Genomic DNA, 12,423 nt, shown 5'->3' with positions numbered 1-12,423 from the left:
TCAGGCTCCCGAGCCGGGCAGCCGGGTTTGCCCACCGGGGCCGGCGAGCCGGGTGTCGCGGGCGGTGGCCAGCCGGCTGGACAGCCCCCACAGCTGCACGAAGCCCTTCGCCTGGCTCTGGTCGAAGGTGTCACCGGTGTCGTAGGTGGCCAGGTTGAAGTCGTACAGGCTGGCCTCGGAACGCCGGCCGACGACGACCGGCCGGCCGCCGTGCAGCACCATCCGGATCTCGCCGGTGACGTGCCGCTGCGTCTCGTCGATGAACGCGTCGAGGGCCTGCTTGAGCGGGGAGAACCACAGGCCGTCGTAGACCAGCTCGCCCCAGCGCTGGTCCACGGTCCGCTTGAACCGGGCCACCTCGCGCTCCACGGTGACGTTCTCCAGCTCCTGGTGGGCGGTGATCAGCGCGATCGCGCCCGGTGCCTCGTACACCTCGCGGCTCTTGATCCCGACGAGCCGGTCCTCGACCATGTCCAGCCGCCCGATGCCCTGCGCGCCGGCGCGCCGGTTGAGCTCCACCACCGCCTGGTACGGGGTGACCGTCTCGCCGTCGACCGCCACCGGCACGCCGGCGTCGAAGGTGATGGTCACCTCGTCGGCGTCGCGCGGCGCGGCCGGGTCGGCGGTGTACGCGTACAGGTCCTCGATCGGGGCGTTCCAGATGTCCTCCAGGAAGCCGGTCTCCACCGCCCGGCCCCACAGGTTCTGGTCGATCGAGTACGGCGACTTGTGCGACACGTCGATCGGCAGCCCCTTCTCCTCGGCCAGCGCGATCGCCTTGTCCCGGGTCCAGGCGAAGTCGCGGGCCGGGGCGACCACTTTCAGCTCCGGCGCGAGCGCGCCGATGCCGACCTCGAAGCGAACCTGGTCGTTGCCCTTGCCGGTGCAGCCGTGCGACACCACGGTGCCGCCGTGCTTACGGGCCGCCGCGACCAGATGCTTGACGATCAGCGGCCGGCTCAGCGCCGACACCAGCGGGTACCGGTCCATGTAGAGGGCGTTGGCCCGCAGCGCCGGCAGGCAGAAGTCGGCGGCGAACTCGTCCCGGGCGTCGACCACCTCGGATTCGACGGCGCCGCAGTCCAGCGCCCGCTGCCGGATGACGTCCATGTCCTCGCCGCCCTGGCCGACGTCGACCGCGACGGCGATCACCTCGGCGCCGAGTTCCCCGGCGAGGTACGGAATGGCGACCGAGGTGTCCAGGCCGCCGGAGTAGGCGAGTACCACCCGCTCAGTCATGATGTCGTGCTCCTCGTTGAATGTGCGTATCGGGAAAATCAGGTGGTGGTCGGGCGGTTCGGCGGGGGTGGTCGGGCGGTTCAGGTGGTGGTCGGGCCGGGCGGGGTGGCGGCCCAGGTGGAGAGCTTTCCGGCCAGGTCGGCACCGCCGGCCGGGTCGCGGGCGACGACCAGGATGGTGTCGTCACCGGCGATGGTGCCGACCACGTCCGGCAGCCCGGACCGGTCCAGCGCGCTGGCCAGGAACTGCGCCGCACCCGGTGGGGTACGCAGCACGCAGATGTTGCCACTGGCGTCGACTCCGGTGAGCAGCTCGTGCAGCAGCCGGACCAGGCGGGCCGGGGCCTGCTCGGCGGGCCGCAGCGTCGGATTGCCGTCCTCGGGAATCAGGTAGACCGCTGGGCCGCCGTCGCGGCCGCGTACCTTGACCGCGCCGAGTTCCTCCAGGTCCCGCGACAGGGTCGCCTGGGTGACCTGCATGCCGTCGCCGGCGAGCAGTTCGGCCAGCTCGGTCTGCGACCGAACCGCCCTGGCCCGGATCAGCTCGGTGATCCGGGCGTGCCGGGCGGTCCGGGTCGCCGGCCCGGTCACGACGGCCCGTCCTGCTGGCGCAGCAGCCAGGTGAGCAGCGCCTTCTGCGCGTGCAGCCGGTTCTCCGCCTGGTCGAACACGGCGCTGCGCGCGCCGTCGAGCACCTCGTCGGTGATCTCCTCACCCCGGTGGGCGGGCAGGCAGTGCAGCACGATCGCCTCCGGCGCGGCGGCGTCGAGCAGATCCTGGTTGACCTGGTACGGCCAGAACGGAGTACGCCGGTCCCGCCCGTCGGCCTCCTGGCCCATCGACGTCCAGGTGTCGGTGGCCAGCACGTCGGCGCCGTCGACCGCCTCCCTCGGGTCCCGGATGACCTGCACCGACCCGCCGGTCCAGGCGGCGATCTCCCCGGCCCGGGAAACCACCGACGGGGACGGGTCGTGCCCGGTCGGCCCGGACACCCGCACATGCATCCCGGCGGTGGCCCCGGCAAGCAGGTAGGAACTCGCCATGTTGTTCGCGGCGTCGCCGACGTACGCCAGGGTCCGTCCGCTGGTGGCGCCGCAGTACTCCCGCACGGTCAGCAGGTCGGCGAGCAGCTGGCAGGGGTGGAACCCGTCGGTGAGCGCGTTGACCACCGGCACGCTCGCCCCTGCCGCGACCTCGGCGAGCCGGTCGTCGCCGAAGGTACGCATCACGATCGCCGACACGTACCGCGACAGCACCCGACCGGCGTCGGCCAGGGTCTCCCCGCGACCGAAGTGGGTGGTCTGGGTGTCCACCACGATCGGGTTGCCGCCCAGCTCGGCGATGCCGACGTCGAACGACAGCCGGGTCCGCAGGCTCTGCTTGTCGAACAGCACCGCGACCGAGCGAGGGCCGGCCAGCGGCCGGTGGCCGTACCGGTCCGCCTTCATCTCGGCGGCCAGATCCAGCACCGCCGACTGCTCGGCCGGGCTCAGGTCGTCGTCGCGCAGCAGGTGCCGGATCACGACGCCGCTCCAGTGGTCGCCGCAGCGTCGGCGACGGCGGTGAGGACCGCCGGCAGCGCGGCCAGGAACTCGTCGGCCTGCTCCGCGGTGAGAATCAGCGGCGGAGCCAGCCGGATCAGATCCGGCTGGGCCGGATTGACCAGGAACCCGGCGTCGCGCAGCCCGGCCGCGACCGCGGCCGAGACGGGCGCGGTGAGCACCACGCCGAGCAGCAGACCGGCGCCCCGTACCCCGGCGATCAGCGGGTGGCCGAGCGACTCGACGCCCCGGCGCAGCTGCTCGCCGACCCGCTTGACGTGGTCGAGCAGCCCTTCGGCGGCGATGGTGCGCAGCACGGCGAGGGCGGCGGCGCAGCAGACCGGATTGCCGCCGAAGGTGCTGCCGTGACTGCCCGGGGTGAGCAGCGCGGCCGGAGTACCCACGCCACCGACCTGGGTGTCGGCGAAGGCGATGCAGGCACCGATCGGCAGCCCGCCGCCGAGACCCTTCGCCAGGGTGACGACGTCCGGGGTGATCCCGTCGGCCTGGTGGGCGAACCAGTGGCCGGTCCGTCCCACCCCGGTCTGCACCTCGTCGAGGGTGAGCAGGGCACCGTGCCGGCTGGTGATCTCCCGGGCGGCGGCCAGGTAGCCCGGCGGCGGCACCACCACGCCGGCCTCACCCTGGATCGGCTCCAGGATCACCATGGCGGTGCGGTCGGTGACGGCGGCGGCGAGCGCGTCGATGTCGCCGTACGGCACGTGGCTGACCTCGCCGGGCAGCGGCCGGAACGGGTCGGCCTTGGCCGGCTGTCCGGTCAACGCCAGGGCGCCCATGGTCCGGCCGTGGAAGCCGTCGTGGGTGGCGACGACGTGGGTCCGACCGGTACGCCGGGACAGTTTGAACGCGGCCTCGACCGCCTCGGCCCCGGAGTTGCAGAAGAACGCCGCGCCGGGGCGTCCGGTGAGGGCGAGCAGCAGTTCGGCCAGGGCCACCGGCGGTTCGGCGACGTAGAGGTTCGAGACGTGTCCCAGGGTGCCGATCTGCCGGGTGACCGCCTCGACGACCGCCGGGTGGGCGTGTCCGAGCGAGTTGACCGCGATGCCGCCCAACAGGTCGAGGTAGCGTCGGCCGTCCTCAGCGACGACGGTCGCGCCCTCGCCGCGCACCAGCGCCAGCGGCGGTGTGCCGTAGTTGTCCATCAACGATGCGGACCAGCGGTCCCGCAGCGAGGCCATTCAGGACTCCCCGTCGTTCGTCGGATCGGTGACCATGGTGCCGAAGCCCTCCGAGGTGAAGACCTCCAGCAGGGTGGAGTGGGCCACCCGGCCGTCGACCACGTGCGCGGCGGGCACCCCGCCGCGCACCGCCCGCAGACACGCCTCCATCTTCGGCACCATGCCGGCGGCCAGGGTGGGCAGCAGGTCGGCCAGGTCGTCGGCGGTGATCCGGCTGATCAGGCTGCCGGTGTCGGGCCAGTCGGCGTACAGGCCGGGCACGTCGGTGAGGACGACCAGCTTGCGGGCCCGCAGCGCGACGGCCAACGCCGCAGCGGCCGTGTCGGCGTTGAGGTTGTGCAGTACGCCGTCGACGTCGGGTGCGACCGTGGAGATCACCGGGATGCGCCCGGCGGCGATGATGTCGGCGACCGCCGACGGGTTGACCGTGTCGACGTCGCCGACCTGGCCGACGTCGACCGGCTCACCGTCGACCCAGGCGGGCCGACGCACGGCGGTGAACAGCCGGGCATCCTCACCGGACAGCCCGACGGCGTACGGTCCGTGCTCGTTGATCAGGCCGACGAGTTCCCGGCCGACCTGACCGACGAGCACCATCCGGACCACGTCCATCGCTTCCGGGGTGGTGACCCGCAGGCCGCCCTTGAACTCGCTGGCGATGCCGAGCCGGCGCAGCATGCTGGAGATCTGCGGGCCGCCGCCGTGTACCACCACCGGGCGGATGCCGGCGTACCGCAGGAACACCATGTCGGCGGCGAAGGCCCGCTGCAGCTGCGGATCGATCATGGCGTTGCCGCCGTACTTGACCACGATCGTCGCGCCGTGGAAGCGGGCCAGCCAGGGCAGCGCCTCGATCAGGGTGGCGGCCTTGGTCTGGGCGACGCTGAGATCGCGGCTCAGCGTGCCGTGCGGCGCGGTCGGCCGGGTGGTGTCGGTCATGTCGAGTACGCCGAGTTCTCGTGCACGTACGCGTGCGACAGGTCGTTGGTCCAGATGGTCGCGGTGGCGGCACCGGCGTGCAGGTCGATCCGGATGTGCACCTGCCGGCCGGTCAGGTCGACCTGGTCGCGGGGTGCGGCGGCGGCCCCGTCCCGGCAGATCCACACGTCGTTGATCGCCACGTCGAGCTGGTCGGGGTCGAACACCGCGCTGGTGGTGCCGACCGCCGCGAGGATCCGCCCCCAGTTGGGGTCGTTGCCGTACAGCGCCGTCTTGACCAGGTTGTTGCGGGCCACCGCCCGGCCGACCTGCACCGCGTCGGTCTCGCTGGCCGCGCCGACCACCTCGATGGCGACCTCCTTGCTGGCGCCTTCGGCGTCGGCGATCAGTTGCCGGGCCAGGTCGGCGCAGGCGGCGGTGACCGCGGCGGTCAGCTCCCCGGCCGACGGGGTGACCCCCGAGGCACCGCTGGCCAGCAGCAGCACCGTGTCGTTGGTTGACAGGCAGCCGTCGGAGTCGACCCGGTCGAAGGTGGTGCGGCAGGCTTCGCGCAGTGCGGCGTCGAGGTCGGCGGGGTCGGCGAGCGCGTCGGTGGTCAGTACGCAGAGCATCGTCGCCATGGACGGGGCGAGCATGCCCGCGCCCTTGGCCATCCCGCCGACCCGCCAGGCCGGTCCGCCGGTGCCGGCCGGGCCGGCGTCGACGACGGTGGTCTTCGGCCGGGTGTCGGTCGTCATGATCGCCTCGGCGGCGGCCGGTCCGGCGTCGTCGGCCAGCCCGGCGACCGCCGCCGTCACCCCGGCGAGCAGCTTGTCCATCGGCAGCCGTTCGCCGATCAGCCCGGTCGAGCAGACCGCGACCTCACCGGCACCGACGTCGAGGCCGGTGCCGGTGCCGGTGCCGGACAGTGTCGCGGCGACGTGTTCGGCGGTGGCGTGGCTGTCCTGGAAGCCGCCCGGCCCGGTGCAGGCGTTGGCTCCGCCGGAGTTCAGCACCACCGCGCGCAGCTTGCCGGCGCGCAGGACCTGCCGGCTCCACCGCACCGGCGCGGCCTGCACCCGGTTGGCGGTGAACACCCCGGCGGCGGCCGTGGCCGGTCCGTCGTTGACGACCAGGGCGACGTCGGCGGCGCCGCCGCTCTTCAGCCCGGCGGCCACCCCGGCCGCCCGGAACCCGTTCGGCGCGGTCACCGTCATGGCGCGATCCCCAGAGCAGTCAGGCCGGTGGTCTCCGGCAGACCGAGCATCAGGTTGGCGCACTGTACTGCCTGACCGGCGGCGCCCTTGCCGAGGTTGTCGATGGCGCTGGTCACGATCACCCGTCCCGAGTCGACGTCGGTGGTCACCTGCAGGTGGCAGGCGTTGGATCCGAGGGTCGCGGCGGTGGCCGGCCAACTACCGGCGGGCAACAGGCGCACGAACGGCTCGTCGGCGTACGCGGCGGTCAGCGCCTCGCGCGCGGCGGCGGCCGGGTCGGCGGCGGTGTCGGCCGGGCGGGCCGTGACCGTGGCCAGGATGCCGCGCGGCATCGGAGCCAGCACCGGGGTGAAGGACAGGCTGGTCGCGCCGGTGGCCTGCTTGATCTCCGGGACGTGCTGGTGGGCGCCGACCTTGTACGGTGACAGGCTGCCCATCACCTCACTGGCCAGCAGGTGGGTCTTGGCGGACCGACCGGCACCGGAGGTACCGCTGGCGGCGACCACCACGACGTCGTCGGGGGCGACCACTCCGGCGGCGATCAGCGGCGCGAGCGCCAGGGTGGCGGCGACCGCGTAGCAACCGGTGGCGGCGACCCGGTCGGCGGCGGCGACCCGGTCCCGCTGGCCGGGCAGTTCCGGCAGGCCGTACGTCCATGCGCCGGTGTGCTGGCCGCCGTAGTAGCGGGACCAGGCGGCGGCGTCGGCGAGCCGGTGGTCGGCACCGAGGTCGACGACCTTGACGTCGGCCGGCAGGGTGGCGGCGAGCGCGGCCGACTCGCCGTGCGGCAGGGCCAGGAAGACCAGGTCCGCGGCGGCCAGGTCGGCCGGATCGGTGGCGACGAACACCAGGTCGAGGCCGGCCAGATGCGGGTGTACGGCGGCGACCGGCGCACCGGCCTGGCTGTGCGCCGTGGCGGCGACCAGGTCCAGCTCGGGGTGCCCGGCGATCAGCCGCAGCAGTTCTCCCCCGGCGTACCCGCTCGCGCCGGCGACGGCGACCCGGATGCCCATACCCACCTCCGCATTTCTATGCAGAGGACGGTATCAGGATGCATCCGGGCCGACAAGACCCTTTCCACCTGCCCGTCAGGCGCCCGCCGCTCCGCCCGTCAGGTGTCGACGACCTCCACGTCGCGCCAGAAGGCGACCCGGTCGCGGACCATGTCGGCCGCCGGCAGCGGTGCCGGGTAGTACCAGACCGCGTCGGCGCTGCGCTGACCATCGCGCTCCAGCGAGTAGTAGGACGCGTCGCCCTTCCATGGGCAGTGGGTGTGGGTGTCCGACTCACGTACCAGGTCGTCACGCAGCGACGACCGGGGAAAGTAGTGGTTTCCCTCGACGACGACCGTGTCGTCGCTCTCGGCGATCACGAGTCCGTTCCAGATGGCCTTCGGCATACTGCCAGACTAGCCACCACGCCTGTCGCGCATGGCTGGCGCGCAGCGGACAGTTCGACCACCGGCGCCCATCGTCCGTTATGGTCGGTGCACCGGTCGGGGCGACACGAGACCGCGAACGAGGTCTTCGTCAACCTCGACCAGTTCATCGTTGGCTTCTTCACCCTTCTGCGGGCGGCGCTTTCCCGACACGTACCGTCTCAAGCCGCTCGGCGCGACCGTGACGACCTCCCCGAGCTGCCCCGCGACGCACGCGGCATGACCAGTCAGATCCGCCGGCGGTGAGTTCGGGCCGCGCTATCCGGGTGTCACACCGAGCAGGATGAGCAGGCCGGAGACGGCGCCCAGGAGCACGGCGACGAAGCCCAGCCCTTCCCGGACGTGCCGGGTCACGACGGGAACCCGGCTCGGCGGCACCCCGGTGGCTGCGCCGCCCTGCCGGGTGCCGGTCCGGGCCCGTGGCTGCGCGCCGAGCAGCCGCTCGATCTTGTCGAGGCGGTGCAGGTGACAGCCGACCAGCAGACCCGACCCCAGGTAGGGGCAGTCGCCGTCACGCCACAGCGACTCACCGCAGCGCGCCGGTACGGCCAGGACCGCGTACGGCAGCCCGACGGTGAGCGTGAGGAACCAGCCCCAGTGCGGCTGACCACTGGCGAAGGCAGCGACGGCCGTCACGGCGATCGAGGCGCCGGCGGCAAGGCGTGTCCTGCGCCATCGAGGCATCGTCCGATCCTAGTCGGAGGGTCGACCGGGCCCGGCCCCGGCCCGGCTCTGGACCCGGCTTTGAACCCGGCTCTGGACCCGGCCCCGGCCCCGCCGGCCGGGCTCGGGGTGCGCTCGGCGACGGAACGGGCAGTCACCAGACACATAGATTCGCCTCTATCATTATCGGTCGACCCAGTGACCCGCCGGGTCGACCGATGAGGAGGTAGGCGTGCGTCCCAGCGACAATCACCCCGAACCGGCGGCACCCGCCCGGCGCACCCGGTCAGCCGGGCTGGCGGCGCTGGCCGGCGCTGCGGTCCTGGCGGTCACGATGACGACGGCGCTCGCCGTGGCCACCAGCGGTGACACCCCCACCGGGTCTGCCGCCCGGGACCGGCACCCGGCCACCTGGGTCGCCGCCTGGGCGCCCAGCCCGGTCGAGGGCAGCACCATCCCCTGGTCGGACTGCCCGGCCGGGGAGGGGCTGGCCGACCAGACGGTACGCAACGTCGCCTTCGTCAGCACCGGCGGCCGGGCCGTCCGGGTCCGGGTCACCAACACGTTCGGCACCCGGGCGCTGAAGATCGGCCGGGCCTCGGTCGCCGTACAGCACGACGGCGCGACCGCCGTGCCCGGCTCGATGCGGGAGCTGACCTTCGGCGGCAGCCACGAGGTCACCGTCGCCGCTGGCGGTCGGGCGCTGAGCGACCCGGTCCCGCTGCGGGTCGCCGCGCTGAGCACCCTGCTGGTCAGTGTGTACGTACCGGAGCCGACCGGACCGGTGACCAACCATCCGTTCACCGCCCAGGGCAACCATCTGGCGGCGGGCGACCGAGCCACCGCGCCGACCGCCGACGGGTACGCCGACACGCCGTGCTGGATGCTGGTCGACGGAATCGACGTACAGGCCGGCCACAGGATCGTCGGTAGCGTCGTTGCGCTCGGCGACTCGATCACCGACACCGCCAGCACCACCGGCAACGCCAACCGGCGCTGGCCCGATTACCTGGCCCGTCGCCTGCACGACCACCGCGGGCCCACCCTGTCGGTGGTCAACGCCGGACTCGGCGGCAACCGGCTGCTCGCCCCACGCGACGGCGAACCGTACTGGGGCGTGCCGGCGCTGGCCCGCCTGGAGCGCGACGTCTACGCCCAGACCGGGGTACGGGCGGTGATCCTCCTGGAAGGCACCAACGACATCGGCTACAGCGCCCCGGCCGCCGACATCATCGCCGGCTACCAGCAGGTCGTCGCACAGACCCGGGCCCAGGGGCTGCCGATCTTCGGCGGCACCGTGCCGCCGTTCGGCGGCTCGTTCCTGGACACCCCCGAACGGCAGGACATCTGGCGCGACGTCAACCACTGGATCCGCACCAGCGGCACCTTCGACGGGGTGATCGACTTCGCGGCGGCGCTGGCCGACCCGGCCGACCCGACCCGGCTGGCGACCGCCTACGACAGCGGTGACCACCTGCATCCCAACGACGCCGGCTGCGCGGCGATGGCCGACGCCGTCGACCTCGCCGCGCTGCTGCGGCGCTGACCACGGTCACCAGCGTGGCCTGCCCGGTCCGCCCCGACGACGGGCGGACCGGGGCGGGACTCAGGCGATGGCGGTCAGGCGCCGCGCAGCGTGGCCCCGAGCCGCGAGGCGGCCTCGGCGACCGCGCCGTCGCGGGCCGCCACCGCCTCCTCGACGGTCAGGGTGCGGTCCGGGGCCCGGAACACCAGCTTGTACGCCAACGACTTGCACCCGGCGCCGAGCTGCTCGCCGGCGTACACGTCGAAGAGCCGGACCGATTCGAGCAGCTCGCCGGCGCCGGCCACCAGCGCGGCGCGAACCTGCGCCGCCGGGGTGGCCTCGTCAACGACCAGCGCCACGTCGATCAACGCTGGCGGGAAGCTGGCGAAGTCCGGTGCCGGCACCACCGGGGCCGCCGGCACCGCGTCCAGGTCCAGCTCCATGGCACAGGTACGCCGGGGCAGTTCCAGCGCGGCGACCGCCGCCGGATGCAGCTCCCCGGCGTGGCCGACCACCACCCCGTCGACGAGCAGTTCGGCGCAGCGGCCGGGATGCCAGGGCGCGTACTCGCCGGCGCGGACCTCGACCCGATCAGCCGGGACGCCGGCGGCGTCGAGCACGGTCCGACCGGCCTCGACGGCGTCGGCCCAGCTGGCCGGCCGTCCGGCGCCCCACCAGCCACCGGGCTCAAGCTCACCGGCCAGCACCACCGCGACGTGCCACGGCTGGTGCGGTACGGCGGCGTCGGCGGCCGCGAACGTCTCGTCGTCGGGCCGGTCGTCGACCCCCATCGGCGGCGGTGCGGCGGCACCCGGCCGGGGTTGGAACACCACGCCGATCTCGTAGAGGGCGACGTCGCGCTGCCCCCGGCCGATGTTGCGCCGAAGCGTCGCCAGCAGCGGCGGCAGCAGGCTGGTCCGCAGCAGCGGGTCGGTGTCGGCCAGCGGGTTGGCCAGCCGGACCGCTTCGCGGCGCGGGTCGTCGGCGGGCAGCCCCAGGTCGTCGGCGACCTGCGGGGAGACGAACGGGTAGCAGAGCACCTCGACGTGACCGGTCTCGGCCAGCGCCCGCGCCACCGACCGGCGGCGGCGTTGGTCGGCGGTGAGCCCTCGGCCGGCCGGGGCGGGCGGCAGGGCGCTGGGCACGTTGTCGTAGCCGTCCAGCCGGACCACCTCCTCGACCAGGTCGGCCGGGTCGGTCAGGTCGGGCCGCCAGCTCGGCGGGCCGACGACCAGCGGCGCCGTACCGTCGTCGGCTGCCGACGCCGCCGAGGTGGCGGTGGCCACGCCGGTGGCGACGGCGCTGGCGCTGGCGCTGGCCACCCCGGCGGTCAACCCGGTGGCGACGGTGCAGCCGACCGCCTCCAGCAGGTCGACGACCCGCTGCGGCGGGTACGCCACCCCGACCCGGCGGCCGGGCAGCCCGGCGTCGAGGACGATCGGGGCCGGCGGGGCGACGTGGTCGATGTCCAGGATCTCCGCGCCGGCGGAGCCGCCGGCGTGTTCGGTGAGCAGTGCGACGGCGCGGTCGATGGCGACCAGCGGCAGCGCCGGGTCGACGCCGCGTTCCCACCGTTTGGCGGCCTCGCTGAACAGCTTGTGCCGCCGGGCGGTACGCCCGACCATCACCGGATCCCAGTGCGCGGCCTCGAACAGCACGTTGCGGGTGCCGGGCACCACCTCGCTGGTCTCGCCGCCCATCACCGCGGCGAGCGAGATCGGTCCGGTGTCGTCGCAGATCACCATGTCCTCGGCGTCGAGAACCCGGGCCACCCCGTCCAGGGTGGTCAGCTTCTCCCCGGCGACGGCGCGACGGACCACCAGCGGCCCGGCGAGCCGGTCGGCGTCGAAGGCATGCATCGGCTGGCCGAGTTCGAGCATCAGGTAGTTGGTGATGTCGACGGCGAGGCTGATGCTGCGGACCCCGGCGGTGGTCAGCCGGCGGGCCATCCAGGCCGGCGTCGGCGCGGTCGGGTCGATGCCGCGGACCATCCGGGCGGCGAACCGGTCGCAGCCGACGGTGTCGCGGACCTCGACCGGGTAGGCCGGGGTGTCGGTGGCGCCGGGTGCGTCGATCGCCGCCGGGTCCCGCCACGGTACGCCGAGCGCCTGGGCGAGTTCCCGGGCGATCCCGCGTACCGACATGGCGTACCCCCGGTCGGGGGTGATCTCGACGTCGACCACGACGTCGTCGAGGCCGACGACGGGCCGGGCGTCGTCGCCCGGCGCGGCGGTGACGTCCGGCGGCAGCACGATGATGCCGGCGTGGTCGTCGCTGACGCCCAGCTCCCGGGCGGAGCAGATCATGCCGTTGGAGTTGCGCCCGTAGGTTTTGCGGGCACCGATGGCGAACCCGCCGGGCAGCACCCCGCCGGGCAGGATGACGACGACCTTGTCGCCGGGGGCGAAGTTGGTGGCGCCGCAGACAATCTCCTGCGGCTCACCGGTGCCGTTGGCGGTGCCGACGTCGACCCGGCAGAACCGGATCGGCTTCTTGAAGCCGGTGAGTTCCTCGATCTCACGGACCTCGCCGACGACGAGGGAGCCGGTGACCGTGCCGGCCAGGTCGACGATGGACTCGACCTCCAGGCCGAGCCCGACCAGGGCGTCTTCGAGCTGCTGCGGTGTCAGGTCGGCCGGCAGGTCGACGTGTTCGCGCAGCCAGGAAAGTGCGATCCGCATGTC

11 protein-coding genes are annotated in these 12,423 nt (G+C 73.6%); 1 reads left to right on the top strand and 10 read right to left on the bottom strand.

Annotation, left to right across the window (positions count from 1 at the left end; all coding sequences use genetic code 11):
* The 9 genes from O7629_RS09815 to O7629_RS09775 all read right to left on the bottom strand — a co-directional run bounded on the left by O7629_RS09815 (window position 1) and on the right by O7629_RS09775 (window position 8,235).
* On the bottom strand, window positions 1-1,239 hold the full coding sequence (locus tag O7629_RS09815) for an argininosuccinate synthase (RefSeq protein WP_278168784.1): 1,239 nt from the start codon (window positions 1,237-1,239) through the stop codon (window positions 1-3).
* Window positions 1,240-1,319: 80 nt separating this feature from the next.
* On the bottom strand, window positions 1,320-1,829 hold the full coding sequence (locus tag O7629_RS09810) for an arginine repressor (protein WP_278168783.1): 510 nt from the start codon (window positions 1,827-1,829) through the stop codon (window positions 1,320-1,322).
* A complete protein-coding gene (argF, locus tag O7629_RS09805) occupies window positions 1,826-2,761 on the bottom strand; it encodes an ornithine carbamoyltransferase (RefSeq protein ID WP_278168782.1) in 936 nt (311 codons plus the stop codon). Before argF ends, O7629_RS09810 begins: the two co-directional genes overlap by 4 nt.
* Window positions 2,758-3,978, bottom strand: coding sequence for an acetylornithine transaminase (locus tag O7629_RS09800; RefSeq protein WP_278168781.1), 1,221 nt, complete (start codon window positions 3,976-3,978; stop codon window positions 2,758-2,760). The genes argF and O7629_RS09800 overlap by 4 nt, the downstream gene beginning before the upstream one ends.
* A complete protein-coding gene (gene argB / locus O7629_RS09795; protein WP_278168780.1) occupies window positions 3,979-4,917 on the bottom strand; it encodes an acetylglutamate kinase in 939 nt (312 codons plus the stop codon).
* Complete coding sequence (gene argJ, locus O7629_RS09790; RefSeq protein WP_278168779.1) at window positions 4,914-6,113, bottom strand: bifunctional glutamate N-acetyltransferase/amino-acid acetyltransferase ArgJ; 1,200 nt, start codon at window positions 6,111-6,113, stop codon at window positions 4,914-4,916. The genes argB and argJ overlap by 4 nt, the downstream gene beginning before the upstream one ends.
* A complete protein-coding gene (gene argC, locus O7629_RS09785; protein WP_278168778.1) occupies window positions 6,110-7,126 on the bottom strand; it encodes an N-acetyl-gamma-glutamyl-phosphate reductase in 1,017 nt (338 codons plus the stop codon). Before argC ends, argJ begins: the two co-directional genes overlap by 4 nt.
* A gap of 98 nt (window positions 7,127-7,224) precedes the next feature.
* Complete coding sequence (locus O7629_RS09780; RefSeq protein WP_278168777.1) at window positions 7,225-7,512, bottom strand: DUF427 domain-containing protein; 288 nt, start codon at window positions 7,510-7,512, stop codon at window positions 7,225-7,227.
* A gap of 297 nt (window positions 7,513-7,809) precedes the next feature.
* Window positions 7,810-8,235, bottom strand: coding sequence for a hypothetical protein (locus O7629_RS09775; protein WP_278168776.1), 426 nt, complete (start codon window positions 8,233-8,235; stop codon window positions 7,810-7,812).
* Between the two features lie 211 nt (window positions 8,236-8,446).
* On the opposite strand from O7629_RS09775, the gene O7629_RS09770 reads away from it, so the two are divergent.
* Window positions 8,447-9,760: an SGNH/GDSL hydrolase family protein gene (locus tag O7629_RS09770; protein ID WP_278168775.1), complete on the top strand. Its 1,314-nt coding sequence runs from the start codon at window positions 8,447-8,449 to the stop codon at window positions 9,758-9,760.
* A 74-nt stretch (window positions 9,761-9,834) separates the two neighbouring features.
* Here the strand turns inward: O7629_RS09770 and O7629_RS09765 are convergent, their stop codons facing one another.
* On the bottom strand, window positions 9,835-12,420 hold the full coding sequence (locus O7629_RS09765) for a phenylalanine--tRNA ligase subunit beta (protein ID WP_278168774.1): 2,586 nt from the start codon (window positions 12,418-12,420) through the stop codon (window positions 9,835-9,837).
* Between the last annotated feature and the right edge of the window lie 3 nt (window positions 12,421-12,423).

The sequence above is a fragment of the Solwaraspora sp. WMMD792 genome, assembly GCF_029626105.1.
Lineage (GTDB): Bacteria > Actinomycetota > Actinomycetes > Mycobacteriales > Micromonosporaceae > Micromonospora_E.
The sequence above is the reverse complement of the archived record's forward strand: the minus strand, read 5'-3'. Positions and strand labels throughout refer to the sequence as shown.